16 protein-coding genes are annotated in these 14,445 nt (G+C 69.5%); 5 read left to right on the top strand and 11 right to left on the bottom strand.

Annotated elements, in window-relative coordinates:
* Nucleotides 1-21: 21 nt before the first annotated feature.
* Complete coding sequence (locus ABD212_RS12760) at nucleotides 22-924, bottom strand: permease prefix domain 1-containing protein (protein ID WP_344095190.1); 903 nt, start codon at nucleotides 922-924, stop codon at nucleotides 22-24.
* Entirely contained in the window at nucleotides 921-1,271 is a 351-nt protein-coding gene (locus ABD212_RS12755; RefSeq protein ID WP_344095188.1) for a PadR family transcriptional regulator, read from the bottom strand. The genes ABD212_RS12760 and ABD212_RS12755 overlap by 4 nt, the downstream gene beginning before the upstream one ends.
* A gap of 79 nt (nucleotides 1,272-1,350) precedes the next feature.
* On the opposite strand from ABD212_RS12755, the gene ABD212_RS12750 reads away from it, so the two are divergent.
* Nucleotides 1,351-2,109 (top strand): class I SAM-dependent methyltransferase, encoded by a 759-nt coding sequence (locus tag ABD212_RS12750; RefSeq protein WP_344095186.1) that lies wholly within the window; start codon nucleotides 1,351-1,353, stop codon nucleotides 2,107-2,109.
* Here ABD212_RS12750 and ABD212_RS12745 read toward each other — a convergent pair.
* The 3 genes from ABD212_RS12745 to ABD212_RS12735 all read right to left on the bottom strand — a co-directional run bounded on the left by ABD212_RS12745 (nucleotide 2,106) and on the right by ABD212_RS12735 (nucleotide 5,314).
* Nucleotides 2,106-2,969, bottom strand: coding sequence for a PPK2 family polyphosphate kinase (locus ABD212_RS12745; protein ID WP_344095184.1), 864 nt, complete (start codon nucleotides 2,967-2,969; stop codon nucleotides 2,106-2,108). The two genes, ABD212_RS12750 and ABD212_RS12745, sit on opposite strands and share 4 nt — an antisense overlap.
* 66 nt (nucleotides 2,970-3,035) lie before the next feature.
* Nucleotides 3,036-4,847, bottom strand: coding sequence for a 2-succinyl-5-enolpyruvyl-6-hydroxy-3-cyclohexene-1-carboxylic-acid synthase (gene menD, locus ABD212_RS12740; RefSeq protein ID WP_344095182.1), 1,812 nt, complete (start codon nucleotides 4,845-4,847; stop codon nucleotides 3,036-3,038).
* A 2-nt stretch (nucleotides 4,848-4,849) separates the two neighbouring features.
* Nucleotides 4,850-5,314: a PLDc N-terminal domain-containing protein gene (locus ABD212_RS12735; protein ID WP_344095180.1), complete on the bottom strand. Its 465-nt coding sequence runs from the start codon at nucleotides 5,312-5,314 to the stop codon at nucleotides 4,850-4,852.
* Nucleotides 5,315-5,415: 101 nt separating this feature from the next.
* On the opposite strand from ABD212_RS12735, the gene ABD212_RS12730 reads away from it, so the two are divergent.
* A complete protein-coding gene (locus tag ABD212_RS12730; RefSeq protein WP_344095178.1) occupies nucleotides 5,416-5,712 on the top strand; it encodes a DUF4229 domain-containing protein in 297 nt (98 codons plus the stop codon).
* Nucleotides 5,713-5,716: 4 nt separating this feature from the next.
* On the opposite strand, the gene ABD212_RS12725 is transcribed toward ABD212_RS12730, so the two are convergent.
* Nucleotides 5,717-6,697, bottom strand: a complete 981-nt coding sequence (locus ABD212_RS12725) for a 1,4-dihydroxy-2-naphthoate polyprenyltransferase (protein WP_344095176.1) — start codon at nucleotides 6,695-6,697, stop codon at nucleotides 5,717-5,719.
* 115 nt (nucleotides 6,698-6,812) lie between these two features.
* Here ABD212_RS12725 and ABD212_RS12720 point away from each other — a divergent pair, with 115 nt between their 5' ends.
* Nucleotides 6,813-7,178: a VOC family protein gene (locus tag ABD212_RS12720; RefSeq protein WP_344095267.1), complete on the top strand. Its 366-nt coding sequence runs from the start codon at nucleotides 6,813-6,815 to the stop codon at nucleotides 7,176-7,178.
* A 6-nt stretch (nucleotides 7,179-7,184) separates the two neighbouring features.
* On the opposite strand, the gene ABD212_RS12715 is transcribed toward ABD212_RS12720, so the two are convergent.
* The 5 genes from ABD212_RS12715 to ABD212_RS12695 all read right to left on the bottom strand — a co-directional run bounded on the left by ABD212_RS12715 (nucleotide 7,185) and on the right by ABD212_RS12695 (nucleotide 11,605).
* Nucleotides 7,185-8,339: an AMP-binding protein gene (locus tag ABD212_RS12715; RefSeq protein WP_344095174.1), complete on the bottom strand. Its 1,155-nt coding sequence runs from the start codon at nucleotides 8,337-8,339 to the stop codon at nucleotides 7,185-7,187.
* 124 nt (nucleotides 8,340-8,463) lie between these two features.
* Nucleotides 8,464-9,432: a 1,4-dihydroxy-2-naphthoyl-CoA synthase gene (locus ABD212_RS12710; protein ID WP_344095172.1), complete on the bottom strand. Its 969-nt coding sequence runs from the start codon at nucleotides 9,430-9,432 to the stop codon at nucleotides 8,464-8,466.
* Nucleotides 9,433-9,465: 33 nt separating this feature from the next.
* The gene (locus ABD212_RS12705; protein ID WP_344095170.1) at nucleotides 9,466-10,263 is read right to left on the bottom strand and encodes an LLM class F420-dependent oxidoreductase; all 798 of its coding nucleotides are present in this window, start codon (nucleotides 10,261-10,263) and stop codon (nucleotides 9,466-9,468) included.
* Nucleotides 10,264-10,272: 9 nt separating this feature from the next.
* Nucleotides 10,273-11,268 (bottom strand): permease prefix domain 1-containing protein, encoded by a 996-nt coding sequence (locus tag ABD212_RS12700; RefSeq protein ID WP_344095168.1) that lies wholly within the window; start codon nucleotides 11,266-11,268, stop codon nucleotides 10,273-10,275.
* Between the two features lies 1 nt (nucleotide 11,269).
* Nucleotides 11,270-11,605: a PadR family transcriptional regulator gene (locus tag ABD212_RS12695; protein WP_344095167.1), complete on the bottom strand. Its 336-nt coding sequence runs from the start codon at nucleotides 11,603-11,605 to the stop codon at nucleotides 11,270-11,272.
* A 145-nt stretch (nucleotides 11,606-11,750) separates the two neighbouring features.
* Here ABD212_RS12695 and ABD212_RS12690 point away from each other — a divergent pair, with 145 nt between their 5' ends.
* Both ABD212_RS12690 and ABD212_RS12685 read left to right on the top strand, forming a co-directional pair.
* Nucleotides 11,751-13,412, top strand: coding sequence for an alpha-amylase family protein (locus ABD212_RS12690; protein ID WP_344095165.1), 1,662 nt, complete (start codon nucleotides 11,751-11,753; stop codon nucleotides 13,410-13,412).
* A 17-nt stretch (nucleotides 13,413-13,429) separates the two neighbouring features.
* A complete protein-coding gene (locus tag ABD212_RS12685; protein WP_344095163.1) occupies nucleotides 13,430-14,431 on the top strand; it encodes an o-succinylbenzoate synthase in 1,002 nt (333 codons plus the stop codon).
* The last annotated feature ends 14 nt before the right edge of the window (nucleotides 14,432-14,445 follow it).

Raw genomic sequence — 14,445 nt, 5'->3', positions numbered from 1 at the left:
GGGGGTGTGTGCGCGGGACGGCTACTCGGCGGAGGGCTTCCTCGGGCCGAACATCATGCGGGCGAGAAGGATCATCATCACGGCGAAGCCGCCGAGGAACGCGAGCGGCGCCCACCACCAGCCGACCGTGAAGACGAGCAGGACGATCACGCCGAAGGTCACGAGCCAGATGACTGCCGTGTAGATCCCGAATCGCGCGGCAGTCTCGGGCTCGTCCTCGAATCGGTTGCTCACGTCGTGCTGCCACGCCGCACGCGTCCACGCCTTGTGGCGATTCGTCTGCGTCGCGCCGAGGAAGGCGAAGAGGATGATCGAGGCGATGACCCCGAGGGCCGCGAACACGACGCACCACACCGGCAGCGTTCCGAGCGCGATCAGGCCGCCGAATCCCAGGCCGTAGAAGCCCAGGAACGTGGCGAGGCCGTAGCCGCCCGCCCGGCTGGACGGCATGGGGTGGTTGGTCGTCGTCTCCTGCGCCAGCGAGTCCCCGACGATGAGCCCGACACCGGTGGCGGCGACCCCGAGCAGCGCGATGATCGGACCGACCGGCAGCGGGAGCACTTCGGTCGCGCCGAGCACGGCCAGGGTGAGCCCGACAACGAGCAGGATCGACCAGACGACCACCCGTACGACGAACCCGGCCTTGGGCCGCACCCGGTGGCGGAGGAAGGCGGCTTGCGAGGTCTCACGGACAGTCGCCGTGTGCGGCGCCGCGCCATCCGTCTCGCTCAGCAGGTCGCGCACGTCGCCGAGCTCGGCGATCGCCTGGCGCGCGGCATCCGCGGACGATCGGCCCGAAGCCTCGAGTTCGGCGGTGCGGGCGACGAGGTTGGCCCGCACCTCCTCCTTCAGATCCTGCGCGTCGGGAGTCATCTCGATGCCGGCGAACGCCTCGTCGAGCAGGCGATGGATGTCGGAATTCATTGCTGTTCCTTCACGTCGAGAAGAGAGTCGATGATTCGTCGCGTGGCGACCCACGCGGTCACATTGCCGCGGTAGACGGCGCGGCCCGCGTCGGTGATGCGGTAGTACTTTCGCCTGCCGCCCTGCGTCTCGTCGCCCCAGTAGGACTCCACGAGCCCGTCCCTCTCGAGACGGCGGTAGGTGGCGTACAGTGTCGCCTCCTTGATCTCGTGATCGCCGCCGGTCGCGTAGCGAATGGCCTTGTAGATCTCGAAGCCGTACTGGTCGCCGTGACGCAGCACGCCGAGCACGATGGTGTCGGTGTGTCCTCGCAGCAGATCCGCCGCGAATGCGTCTTCCTGTGTCATGGCAAGTACTGTATCACATCAACTATTCTACGACGCAACTATCTTTATGCGATCAATCCGGCGAGCGTAGACTGCGGCCATGTCGTTCGACGTCGCCGCCGAGGCGTACGACAGCTTCATGGGCCGGTACTCCCGGCCGCTCGCCGCGCGTTTCGTCGACAGCGCCGGTCTGCCCCGCGAGGGTCGCGCACTGGACGTGGGGTGCGGGCCGGGAGCCCTCACCGAGCAGCTCGCCGCCCGCTTCGGCGAGACCGAGGTCGCCGGCGTGGATCCCTCCGAGAGCTTCGTGGCCGCCGCCGCGGCGAGACACCCCTGGGCGGACATCCGCCACGGCGTCGCCGAGAGCCTGCCCTTCGACGACGATGTCTTCGATGCCACGCTCGCCGAGCTCGTCGTGCACTTCATGACGGATGCCGCGGCCGGCGCCCGTGAGATGGTGCGCGTCACGCGCCCCGGCGGCGTGGTCGCGGCGTGCGTGTGGGATTTCGCAGGCGGGAGGGCGCCCCTGAGCCTCTTCTACGCGGCGCTCGGCTCGGTCGTCGCGGGAATCAACGATGAGTCGCACCTCGTCGGTGCGCGCTCAGGCGATCTGAGCACGCTGCTGCACGGTGCCGGGTGCACAGCCGTCGAGGACTCCGAACTCACGGTCGAGGTCGCCTACACCACGTTCGAGGACTGGTGGGCTCCTTACACCGTGGGAGTTTCTCTCGCCGGGCAGCAGCTGGCCGCCCTTCCCGACCTCGAGCGCGACGACGTCCGCGAACGCTGCCGGGAGCTGCTTCCCGCGGCTCCCTTCACCATCACTGCGGTCGCCTGGAGCGCGAGGGGCGAGGCCTAGCTGGCCGCGAGGCGCTTCTTCTCGGCGTCCACCATGTACGTCGCCGCCGGCCAGTGCGGGTTGATGTCCTCGAGGGCCTCGAGCAGCAGGTGCTGCACGGCGATCCGCGCGTACCACTTGCGGTTAGCCGGCACGACGAACCACGGTGCGTGCGCGGTCGAGGTGCGCTCGAACACCGTCTGGTACGCAGCCATGTACTTCGGCCAGAGCTCGCGCTCGTCGACGTCGCCGGGGTTGTACTTCCAGTGCTTGTCCGGCCGGTCCAGCCGGCGCATGAGCCGTTCCTTCTGCTCGTCGCGCGAGATGTGCAGCATCACCTTCACGATGCGGGTGCCGGCATCCGTCAGCCGCTTCTCGAATCGGTCGATCGCCCCGTAGCGACGTTCGATCTCATCGGGCGGCGCGAGTTCGCGCACACGCCCGATCAGGACGTCTTCGTAGTGGGACCGGTCGAAGACGCCGATCATGCCCGCTTCGGGGGCACGGCGCTTCACGCGCCACAGGAAGTCGTGCCGTCGCTCTTCGTCGGTCGGCTTCTTGAAAGCAGAGATCGAGACGCCCTGGGGATCGACGGAGCCCACCACGTGGCGCAGGATGCCGCCCTTGCCGGCCGAGTCCATCGCCTGCAGGACGAGCAGCACCGACGCTCGGGTCGCGTCGACGCGGCTCTGCGCATACAGCCGCTCCTGGTACTCGTCGAGCTGCAGCGCCCCCGAGGCGAGATCCTCGGCGGCGTGCTTCTTGCTGCGTTCGTATCCGGGGGTGTCCTCGGGGTCGACGTCGTCCAGGACGAATCCGTCGCCGACGCGCAGCAGCTCGGCGACATCCCCCGTCCAATGCTTCTGGCTGATCGCGATCATGTCCCCATCATGTCGCGCGGGCGGCCCGAAGTGCGGGCCGTCGTGCGAGGACGCGCCGCCTCAGGGCTAACGCGGAAGCGGAACCTCGATGATCTGCCGGCCGCCTGAGGTCGAGGTCAGCGCCTGATCGAGGGCGGAACGGGTCGTCACTCGCTGGTACTCCCAGCCGTACGCGAGCGCGAGCTGCTCGATCCGCACCGAATGCGGGGTGTACAGCACGCGATCCATGTCGGATCGCTCGGCGAGCGCCGCGACCTCGAGGTCGTCGAAGATCGTGCCGCCTCCGTCGTTGCCGACGATGACCTGGATGCGCGGTTCGCGTTCGCCCGGCGGCAGCAGCAGCGCGCCGACGTCGTGGAGGAGCGCGAGATCGCCGAGCAGCAGGCGCGTCATCCCGACCTCGGACCGCGCCTGGCTGGCCAGGGCGATGCCGAGGGCCGTCGCGACGGTGCCGTCGATGCCCGCGAGCCCGCGATTCGCGTGGACCGGCACCTTCTTTCCGCCGAGCACGGCATCCGCGACGCGGACGAGCCGCGACGACCCGAACACGAGGCGATCGTGCGGCCAGGTGGCACGCCAGACCGCGTCGACGAGGGTCGCCCGGTCAAGTGGCGCTCGGATGGCGGCGAGCTCGGCCGTGATCGCGCCGAGCCGCTCCTCCGGCATCTCCGACGCAAGCCCGGCGGCATCGGGCGCGGGTGGCGCCAGATCGACGGATGCCGCGCGCGACGCCTGCAGCCACGCCCCGAGCCACTGCCGGTCCATGTCGCCCGGGGCGACCGCGACCGCGTCGACGGCGGTCGTCGCGCCGTTCAGGTTCATGGGCTCGCCGGGTCCCCGTACCGCGATGACCTCGAGGTCTGGGTCGGACAGGAGTGCTGCCGCTTCGCGGCTGAGCGTCGGATGGCCGAGCACGATCACGCGCTCGACGGCGCCGCCGAGCGCCGGGTCGGTCAGCAGCGATCGGTACCCGTGCACCAGGTTGCGTCCGAACCGCGCGCCGCTGACGATCTCGGCGACCAGCGGCCATCCGCCCGCGTGCGCGAGCTGCTCGGCCGGAGCGCCGGCATCCGCGCCCGCGACGACGAGCGTGCGTGGGCCCCGCGCGATGACGTACGGCTCGTTCTCCGGTTCGAGCGGGATGTCGGCCTCGCCGATGCCGCCGCCGCCCTGGTAGAGCGCGCCCGAGGCCTCTTCCTCCGCCGGGATGTCGACAGGCGCGCCGTCGGGATCCTCGTCGACGGCGACGGTCAGCTCCACGGCCGGCAGGCCGAACCAGCCGGGCAGGGCGCCGGCGAGCGGCTCGCGGTACGGCAGGTTCAGATGCACCGGACCCGCGGACCACATCCCGGCGCCGAGAGCCGCGGCGACGGCCTCTTCGGCCACCCGGCGCAGCATGAGGCTCTGCTCTCCGTCGCCCGTGGGGTCGATCTCGTCCGGCACGTGAAGATCCGCCTCGTACCGCACCGTCGGCGCGAACATGCCCGGCTGACGGGTGGTCTGGTTGGCTCCGATTCCTCGCAGCTCGGGCGGCCGATCCGCGGTCAGCAGCAGCAGCGGAACCCCGGCGTGGTGAGCTTCGAGAGCGGCCGGAAGCAGATTCGCGACAGCTGTGCCCGACGTGCAGACCAGAGCGGCCGGCATCCGGGTCTCGCGTCCGATGCCCAGCGCCGTGAAGCCGGCCACGCGTTCGTCGATCCGCACATGCAGCCGCACGGATCCCCGGCGCTCCAACTCGGCCGCGACGAGGGCGAGCGCCTGGGATCGGGATCCCGGGCTCAGGACGACATGCTCGACGCCCAGTTCCACCAGGCGGGTGAGGAGCGCCGCAGCGGCATCGGTCGCGGCAGACGCGAGTCGCGGTGCCTCGCCCGTCACGGTCAGGTGACGGCGCCGCGCTGACCGCGGCTGTCGTCGTCGCCGTCCGTCGGACGCGCCGGCGGCTCGGTGGCGGGAGCTCCGGGTGACGGTGTCGCCGCGGCACCACCCGAGACGGCGGGACCCTCCGGCGGCGTCCAGCGCGGGTCGTCGTCTTCGGCGTCGAGCTGGGCGAGCTCTTCCTCGAGGCGGCGGATGCGCTCGTCCTGGTCGCTGACGGTGCCGATCCGGCCGAGGAATTCAGGGTCGTCGTCGGGAGCGCGGCGGGCGGTCCTGCTCACGCCGCGAGCGCGTCCGACCGCAAGCCAGAGGATTCCGCCGAGGACCGGCAGCAGCACGACGATGAGCACCCAGATCGGCTTGCTGACGCCGCGATGCCGGATCGGCGGCTGGATGGCGCAGTCGACGATGGTGAAGACCCAGAAGGCCGTCAGCACCAGGGCCGAAATGAGCAGCACCCGAACCACGGTTCCATCCTAGGCGGCTCACGCGCCTGTGGCCCGGTCGTGACCGAACCGTCGCCGTTCGCTCGGATTCGGCGGCCGGACGCGCGACTTAGACTTGACGGATGAAAGCGCGCTCGGCTCTCGTCTACACCGTGCTGCGGCTGCTCGCGTTCATCGTGCCGTTCGCGATCCTGATGCTGTTCCCCGTGATGCGCGAGTACTACTGGCTCGCCGCCATCTTCGCGGCGCTGATCGGCCTGAGCCTCTCGGTGATCTTCCTGCGCAGGCCGCTCGACGAGATCTCGACTGGTCTCGCGGAGCGCCGCGCCCGTGCCCGTGCTGCCTCGAGCGTGGAGACCGACGAGAGCGCAGAGGACGCCGCGGCAGACGCGGCCGAAGGACGCGCCGCCGCGGACTGAGGACTCAGGCGACGAACGCCCAGCACAGGAACGCGCCGTACGCGACCGAGGTCAGCGACATGAGCCCGAGGGCCACGACCAGTTCGCGCGGCGCACGGTAGGACCACACGATGAGGATCGCCGGCAGGGCCGACAGCAGTGCCAGCAGCGTCAGCCAGGCGATCGGGTAGAACAGTCCGAGGAAGCATGCGATCACGAACGCGACCAGCACGATCACCGTGAACAGCCACCGCGTCGCGGTGCGACCGATCAGGACGGTCAGGGTGCGCTTGCCCGCCTTGCGGTCCTGGTCGATGTCGCGGAGGTTGTTGGCCAGCAGCACCGCGCATGCGAGGAGTCCCGCACCGACGGCACCGAACCATGCCTCCTGCGGCAGCGCGAACGCCTGCACCCACGTGGTGCCGAGCGTCGCGACGAGCCCGAAGAAGACGAAGACGAACAGCTCGCCGAGGCCGTAGTAGCCGTACGGGCGCTTTCCGCCGGTGTAGAGCCATGCGGCGAGGATGCAGACGGCACCGACGGCGATGAGCCACCACTGCTGGGTGCGGACCACGATCGCAAGGCCCGCGATCGCCGCGATCAGGAAGAAGACCAGCGCGACCGTCAGCACCGCACGCGGCTTGACCTTCCGGGACGCGGTCAGGCGCGTGGGACCGACGCGGACGTCATCGGTGCCCCGGATGCCGTCGCTGTAGTCGTTCGCATAGTTCACGCCGATCTGCAGCGACACCGACACGATCAGGCAGAACAGCGCGATGACCCAGTGGAACACGTCTGTCACGAGCATGGCCGCGCCGGTGCCGATCAGGATCGGTGTCACCGCGAGCGGCAGCGTGCGAAGACGCGCTGCCGAGATCCAGTCCCGGGTGGTCGCCGGCTCGACGTGCCGCGGATCGCGGGCCTCGTGAACCTTCTGCGGGTTGCCTCGCGACGGCTGCTTGGAGGGTCCGGGGCGCTTGCGCTTCTTGCTGGGGGTGCCTGCCACGAGCACAGATCTTACGGCGCGCGTCGATGCGCACCGTAACAGGGTGCGGCGGTGTGGACAAGTCGAGATGCGCAACCCCCTGGTGTGCGTCGACGTCGTCGTCGAAACTGGCGGCATGCTGACCATGGGATCGACCGTCCTGACGGTCGAGGACATCACACGCGCCGGCGACTTCTGGCGGGCTGCGCTGGGTTACGTCAATCGCCGCGAGCCGTCGGATGACTGGGTGATCCTCGATCCGCCGTACAAGGAGAGCTGGGATGCCGCCGGTGCGAGCATCGCGCTGTCGGTGACCGGATATCCGCAGCACTATCCGCCGCGCATCCATCTCGACCTCTATGCCGACGATCAGGACGCTGAGATCCAGCGGCTTGTGAGCCTCGGTGCCCGCGAGGTCGAGTGGGACTCCTATCCCGAGGATGCCGACTGGATCGTCCTGGAGGACACCGAGGGCAACAGGTTCTGCGTCGTGCAGACCTGACCCGGGTCAGTGCAGCGCCGCCACCGCGGAGCGGATCGCCTCGCGGTCGGGCTTGCCGCTGGGAAGCGTGGCGAGGTCGTCGACGAGCACCAGCCGGCTCGGGCGTGCGTGCGGCCCGATCTCGCTCGACACGGCCTGGCGGGCCTCTTCGAGCTGCACCGACTCGCTCCGCCGAAGCGCCTCGCCTCGCGGGACGACGACGACGGATGCCTCGCCCCAGCGCGGGTCGGACACGCCGACGACGACGGCCGACTCTAGGCCGGGAATCCCCCGCACCACTCGTTCGACACGGTCGAGTGACACGTTGAGGCCGCCCGAGACGATGACATTGTCGATGCGTCCGCGCACCCGCAGCACGTCGTCCTCGATCAGCCCGGCATCGCCGGTGAGATACCACCGCGTGCCGTCGGCGGTGCGGTGGAACACGGCATCCGTCATCTCGGGGTCGCCGACGTAGCCGTCCGCGAGGACAGGGCCTGAGATCTGCACCTCGCCCTCGACGATGCGGACCGAGACTCCGCGCAGTGCCACACCGTCGTAGACGCATCCCCCGCTCGTCTCGGTCGAGCCGTAGGTGCGGACGACCCGCGCTCCCGCGGCCTCGGCGCGCTCGAGTGCGATCGCGGGCAGCCCCTGCCCGCCGACGAGGATGGTCTCGAACGAGCGGAGTGACGCGAGCACAGTGGAATCGGTCTCGGCGGCATCCAGAAGTCTCGTCAGCTGCGCGGGAACGAGCGAGGTGAAGGTCGGGATGCGGACGCCGCGCTCTGTCGAGACCATCATGAGCGCTGCGGCCGCGAAGGACTGCGGAGTGAACGATCCGCTCAGGATCGCGGGCTCACGGTCGGCGACGATGGACCGGACCATCACCTGCATGCCGGCGACATAGCTCGCCGGCAGCGCGAGCAACCACATGCCCTCCCCCACCCGTTCCGCGGTCGCGAGGGCGCTCGCCGTGAGGGCGTCGCGGCTGAGCACCACGCTCTTCGGGATGCCGGTGGATCCGGACGTCGTGACCACGACGGCGGTGCCCGGGCGCACCTCGCCGGGCAGCACGTTGACTCCCCCCAGGCCGAGCGCGGGCCCCGCGCCGTGCAAGGCGCTCTTGAGAGCGCGCAGGATGTCGCGAGGATCGTCGCCGATGACGGGCTCGAGTCTCATGCGCGCCCCGGGTTTCGACTCGCGGCGGCGCTCGCGGGGTTTCGACTCGCGGCGCTTCGCGCGGCTCGCTCAACCTTGACCCGTGCCGCATCAACGCCGCTCCGCGGCATTGAACCGGCCCGCGTCAATACTGCCATGGGTAAGGCGCCCAATCCGGGTCTCGCTTCTCGAGGAACGCATCGCGGCCCTCGACTGCCTCGTCGGTGCCGTACGCAAGGCGCGTCGCCTCGCCCGCGAACACCTGCTGGCCGACCAGGCCGTCGTCGACGGCGTTGAACGCGAACTTCAGCATGCGGATGGCCGTCGGCGACTTCGTCAGGATCGTGCGGGCCATCGCGATCGCCTCGCGCTCCAGATCGGCGTGCGCCACCACCCGGTTCACGGCGCCCATCTCGTACGCGCGCTGCGCCGAATACTCCTCGGCGAGGAAGAAGACCTCGCGTGCGAACTTCTGACCGATCTGGCGGGCGAAGTACGCCGAGCCGTAGCCGGCGTCGAAGGACCCGACATCCGCATCGGTCTGCTTGAAGCGCCCGTGCTCGGCGCTGGCGATCGACAGGTCGCACACCACGTGCAGCGAGTGCCCGCCCCCAGCCGCCCAGCCGGGGATCACCGCGATGACCACCTTCGGCATGAACCTGATCAGGCGCTGCACCTCGAGGATGTGCAGGCGGCCGACGGATGCCGCGGGTGCGGCGCCGGTCCCCGAGCTCGTCGGAGAGCCGATGCGTTCCGTCTCGCCTTCGGCTTGCCCAACGTCCGGGGCGGGGCCGCCGCCCGGCTCGTACCGGTAGCCGTCGCGTCCCCGGATGCGCTGGTCGCCTCCCGAGCAGAATGCCCAGCCGCCGTCCTTGGGGCTCGGACCGTTGCCGGTGAGGAGGACGGCGCCGATCCGCGGGTCCTGGCGGGCGGTGTCCAGCGCGCGGTAGAGCTCATCCACGGTGTGCGGGCGGAAGGCGTTGCGCACCTCCGGACGATCGAAGGCGATGCGCGCGATCCGGCCGTCCTTCGACACGTGCGCGGTGATGTCGGTGTAGGAGTCGTCGCCGGGTGGCGGCATCCATTCATCAGCGTCGAAGAGCTCCGAGACCATGGGGTTCAGCCTACGACCGCCGGATGCCGCGGCTCACACGCCGTTCTTCGCGTCGCGCCACCGCAGCCACGAGGTGACGAGGTCGTAGTCGTAGTCGGGTCCGCCGAACCCGAGCGTGAACATGCGCGTGCCGCCGTCGTACAGTGTGTCGGCGGTGTCCTGGCTTCGCCGCTCGAGCTCGTTCGAGATCACGAGGGAACTCGTGTCCCGGCCCTCCTTCTCGGCCCAGCGCTCGATCACCGAAAGCTTGTGCGCCAGCCCGTCGGGACGCACGAAGCTGTGCCAGATGTCGGCGTGCCGGGCGACGAGACGCAGCGTCTTCTGCTCGCCGCCGCCGCCGATCATCACCGGGATCCTGCGGGTCGGCGCGGGATTGAGCTTCGCCCACCTCGCCTCGATCCGCGCCAGACCCTCGGCGAGGTCGTTGAGACGGGTGCCGGGCGTGCCGAACTCGTAGCCGTACTCGTCGTAGTCGCGCTCGAACCAGCCGGCGCCCGTGCCGAAGATGAACCGGCCCTCGCCGCCGCGCGCCGACATGTGGTCGATCGTGCGGGCCATGTCCGCCTGCAGGTCGGCGTTGCGATAGCTGTTGCAGTTGACGAGCGCGCCGAATTCGACCCGCTCCGTCTGCTCCGCCCAGGCGCCGAGCATCGTCCACGACTCGAAGTGCATACCGTCGCGGTCGCCGTAGAGCGGGAAGAAGTGATCCCAGTTGAACAGGATGTCGACACCCATGTCTTCGAGATGGGTGACGGCATCCCGGATCTGCGGGTAGGTGACCTGCTGGGGGTGCAGCTGCACGCCGAGGCGCACGGGAGTGTCGAGGAGCATGTCGCAAGCCTAGAAGCCCTGCACCATGCCGGCGGCCGCGGAGCGCGACATCCGCCAGGTCTTGACGATGCCGTCGACGATGTTCCAGCCCGCGATCACGACGATGGCGAAGCCGGTCAGGATCGAGACGATGGAGTACACCTCGGCCGCCGAGTCCTCGGGGATCACCGTGGTGAAGAACGCTTCGTTCAGCAGCGCGTTCTGCGACAGCAGGTAGAGCGCCGGGACCGCGCCGGAGAGGGCGATCAGGGCATTGGCGAATGCCAGTTCCTTCGTCCATCGGCGCGTGCGGAACAGCACGACGGCGAAGATCGCCTCGGCGACGATCAGTGCGAGCAGGCCGGCGATCCACCACGGCCACAGTCCCGGGCTCAGGATCGGCAGTGGCGCGCCGTCGATGCGGACGAATCCGATCAGCTGATCCCACAGCACGGCGACCGCGGCGGCGGCGAGGAAGACGAGCGTGACCACGAGGTCGGCCACCCCCACGCCGACGGGCCGAGGCTCGGGGAGATGATCGAGACTCCACTCGGGCAGGGCCCCCCGGGGCCGCCCTGAGCCCGCGCGCTCGAGAAGCGCGAACACGAGCGTCACCCAGAAGCACAGGTGCACCGCGATCGACAGGGCGCCGACGACCGCCGACCCGATGACGGCGCCGATGGAGGCCCCGGCGATGAGCTGCCCGAGCGTGATTCCCGCGACCCCGAGCGGCAGGACGATGCACAGCAGCAGCTTCAGCAGCCGCCACCAGACCAGATACAGGCGCGGCCCGATGAGATACAGGCGGCGGTCGGTGTATCCGGCGGCGAGCACATCGGGATCGCCGAACTCGGTCAGCACGACGCGCTCGGCGGCATCCCTCGACTCGCCCTGTTCGACCCGCGCGTCGATCTGGTCGTCGATCGACGCGCGCAGCTCGGCTGCGAGGTCAGCGCGCTGCTGTTCGGGTACCGTGCGCATCGCCGCCGCGATGTAGCGATCCGTGAGGGTGGTGCTGCCGTTCATGTCAGTTCTCCTGGGGGAGTGCGTCGATCGCCCCGGCGATCGACCGGAATTCTTCGGTGAGCTGTGCGGCCAGGCGTGCGCCCGCCGCGCTGGTGCGGTAGAACTTGCGAGGCCTCGCCTCGTCGGTGTTCCACTCGCTCGTGAGATGCCCTTGTTTCTCGAGGCGCCGCAGCAGCGGGTAGAGCGTGTTGGCGTCGGTGTCGAAGCCTCGGGCGCCGAGCTGCTCGAGCAGCCCGTAGCCGTAGCCGGGCCGCTCGAGCAGCCGCAGGCATGCGAGCACGACCGTGCCGCGCCGCAGCTCCTGCAGGTGGGTGTCGAGTGCCTCGGTCTCGCTCATGCCTCACACTATACTGTGTGACACACACTATAGTCAACCGCACATCGTTGTTTGAGCTGTATTCGCCACTTGCCTACCGCGCATGCTGGTGCAAGCCCCTGACGAGCACGCCATCCGGGCGCAACACTCGACCGTGGGAGGCGTGATGAGAATCAGCGATACGAGTGACCTGTGGTGGAAGACCGCCGTCATCTACTGCGTCGACGTGGAGATGTTCTTCGACAGCGACGGCGACGGAGTCGGCGATCTCGCGGGCCTGGCGCGGCGGATCGACTACCTCGCCGACCTCGGCGTGACCTGCCTGTGGCTGATGCCGTTCTACCCGTCCCCCGGTCGGGACGACGGCTACGACATCACCGACTTCTACGGCGTCGACCCTCGACTCGGCAGCCATGGAGACCTCGTCGAGGTCATCAGAACCGCGAACGACCGCGGCATCCGGGTCATCGTCGACCTCGTCGTGAACCACACGTCCGACAAGCACCCGTGGTTCGTCAACGCCCGCCGCAGTCGCACCTCGAAGTTCCGCGACTTCTACGTGTGGGCCGACAAGCCACCGAAGACGCAGCAGAAGACGGTCTTTCCAGGCGAGGAGTCCAGCGTCTGGCAGCTCGACGAGGAGAGCGGGCAGTACTACCTGCACAGCTTCTACCGCTATCAGCCCGACTTGAACATCGCGAACCCCCATGTGCACGACGAGATCGCGAAGATGATCGGGTTCTGGCTCGAACTCGGGGTCGACGGATTCCGCGTGGATGCGGTGCCGTTCCTGATCGAAGCCCCGCCCGGGGTCGTCATCAAGGATCCGCACGAGTTCCTGCGCGACCTGCACCGGTTCCTGCAGCGACGGCGCAGCGCCGCGGTGCTGCTGGGCGAGGTGAATCTGCCTTTCGATCAGCAGCTGCAGTTCTTCGGCGGTGCCGGCGCCGAAGAACTCACGCTGCAGTTCGACTTCATCTCCATGCAGGCGCTCTATCTCTCCCTCGCGCGGTCCGACCCGGCGCCGCTCGTCCGTGCCCTCGCGGGGCGACCCGTGATCGCCTCCGAGTCGCAGTGGGCGAATTTCGTGCGCAACCACGACGAGCTCACGCTCGACAAGCTCACGGATGCCGAGCGCCAGGAGGTCTTCGACGCGTTCGCCCCCGATGAGCGCCAGCGGGTCTACGGCCGCGGCATCACGCGGCGCATCCCCCCGATGCTGAGCGGCGATCCACGCCGCATCCGCATGGTCTACAGCCTGCTGTTCACGCTGCCGGGCACGCCCGTCCTCTTCTACGGCGAGGAGATCGGGATGGGCGAGAACACCGAGATCGAGGGAAGGCGGTCGGTGCGGACGCCGATGCAGTGGACCGCCGGCAAGAACGGCGGGTTCTCGTCCGCCGCACCCTCGCGGCTGGTGGCGCCGCCGCCGGCGGACGGGTACGCGCCGCAGCATGTCAACGTGGAGGCACAGCTCGCCGACGACGGATCCCTGCACCATTTCATCCGGCGGCTCGCCGCAAGGTATCGCTCGTCGGCCGAGCTCGGCTGGGGGCGCTTCGACGTGCTCGACCAGGACCACTCCGCCGTGCTCGCCCACTCGCTGACGGCGGATGTGGGACGATCCATAGCGCTGCACAACTTCTCGGATGTGCCGGTGCAGTCGACGTTGACATTGGGCGACGAACCCGAGGCCGAGGCACTGATCGACCTGCTCGGACCCGAGCGGATCGCACTCGATGATCGCAAGCGCGCCACGATCGAGCTGCCTGCGTACGGATACCGCTGGCTGCGCGTGGTTCGACCGGGCCAAGGCCGATTGTCCTGACACGGCATGATGGAGCTGTGAGCAACGACGCCGCGGCATCCCCTCCCCCGCTCGACGACCTCCTCGCTTCCGCGCGCGTCGTGGTCCTTCCGCTCGCCACCCCATTCCGCGGCATCGACGTCCGCGAGGCCGTCCTGTTCCAGGGGCCCGAGGGGTGGACCGAGTTCTCGCCGTTCGTCGAATACGGCGACGACGAAGCGTCGACGTGGCTCGCCGCGGCGATCGACTTCGGGTGGATGCCGCAGCCCGCCCCCTTGCGGAATGAGGTCCCGGTGAACGCCACCGTGCCGGCCGTGGCTGCGGCATCCGTCCCCGAATTGCTGGCGCGCTTCGACGGCTGCCGCACCGCGAAGGTCAAGGTCGCCGAGCCCGGACAGCGGCTCACCGACGACATCGCGCGCGTTGCGGCGGTGCGGGAAGCGCTCGGCGTGGAGGGCCGGATCCGCGTCGACGCCAACGGCACCTGGAACGTCGACGAGGCCGAGCGAGCGCTTCACGCCTTCGCCGAGTACGACCTCGAGTACGCCGAGCAGCCGTGCGAGACGGTCGAGGAGCTCGCCGAGCTGCGACGGCGCGTGAAGTACATGGGCATCCCGATCGCCGCGGACGAAAGCGTGCGCAAGGCCGCCGATCCGACGGCGGTCGCGCGGGCCGGTGCCGCCGATCTGCTCGTGATCAAGGCCCAGCCGCTCGGCGGGGTGCGGCGAGCGCTCGCGATCGTGGCCGAAGCCGGCCTGCCGGCGGTCGTCTCGAGCGCACTCGACACATCGGTGGGGCTGTCGATGGGACTCGCCCTCGCCGCCGCTCTCCCCGCGCTGGACTACGACTGCGGCCTGGGGACGGCATCGCTGTTCACGGCGGATGTCGCGAGCCCGGCGCTTGCGCCGCGCGGCGGGGTCCTGCCGGTGGGGCGGGTGGCGCCCGACCCTTCCCGGCTCGACGAGCTGACTGCGTCCATGGATCGCCAGGAGTGGTGGCGCGCCCGGATCGCGCGCTGCCATGCGCTGCTCGGCGGCTGAGGCGCGGTATCGCC

Origin of the sequence: Microbacterium deminutum (assembly GCF_039530205.1) — a bacterium.
GTDB classification, from domain to species: Bacteria; Actinomycetota; Actinomycetes; order Actinomycetales; family Microbacteriaceae; genus Microbacterium; species Microbacterium deminutum.
This window is presented reverse-complemented; position numbering and strand designations above follow the sequence as displayed.

What these genes read in the sequence shown, in the direction of transcription:
- ABD212_RS12760 (WP_344095190.1), bottom strand. Translation starts at nt 924, where the DNA reads ATGAATTCCGACATCCATCGCCTGCTCGACGAGGCGTTCGCCGGCATC.
- ABD212_RS12755 (WP_344095188.1), bottom strand. Translation starts at nt 1,271, where the DNA reads ATGACACAGGAAGACGCATTCGCGGCGGATCTGCTGCGAGGACACACC.
- ABD212_RS12750 (WP_344095186.1), top strand. Translation starts at nt 1,351, where the DNA reads ATGTCGTTCGACGTCGCCGCCGAGGCGTACGACAGCTTCATGGGCCGG.
- ABD212_RS12745 (WP_344095184.1), bottom strand. Translation starts at nt 2,969, where the DNA reads ATGATCGCGATCAGCCAGAAGCATTGGACGGGGGATGTCGCCGAGCTG.
- ABD212_RS12730 (WP_344095178.1), top strand. Translation starts at nt 5,416, where the DNA reads ATGAAAGCGCGCTCGGCTCTCGTCTACACCGTGCTGCGGCTGCTCGCG.
- ABD212_RS12720 (WP_344095267.1), top strand. Translation starts at nt 6,813, where the DNA reads ATGCTGACCATGGGATCGACCGTCCTGACGGTCGAGGACATCACACGC.
- ABD212_RS12715 (WP_344095174.1), bottom strand. Translation starts at nt 8,339, where the DNA reads ATGAGACTCGAGCCCGTCATCGGCGACGATCCTCGCGACATCCTGCGC.
- ABD212_RS12710 (WP_344095172.1), bottom strand. Translation starts at nt 9,432, where the DNA reads ATGGTCTCGGAGCTCTTCGACGCTGATGAATGGATGCCGCCACCCGGC.
- ABD212_RS12705 (WP_344095170.1), bottom strand. Translation starts at nt 10,263, where the DNA reads ATGCTCCTCGACACTCCCGTGCGCCTCGGCGTGCAGCTGCACCCCCAG.
- ABD212_RS12700 (WP_344095168.1), bottom strand. Translation starts at nt 11,268, where the DNA reads ATGAACGGCAGCACCACCCTCACGGATCGCTACATCGCGGCGGCGATG.
- ABD212_RS12695 (WP_344095167.1), bottom strand. Translation starts at nt 11,605, where the DNA reads ATGAGCGAGACCGAGGCACTCGACACCCACCTGCAGGAGCTGCGGCGC.
- ABD212_RS12690 (WP_344095165.1), top strand. Translation starts at nt 11,751, where the DNA reads ATGAGAATCAGCGATACGAGTGACCTGTGGTGGAAGACCGCCGTCATC.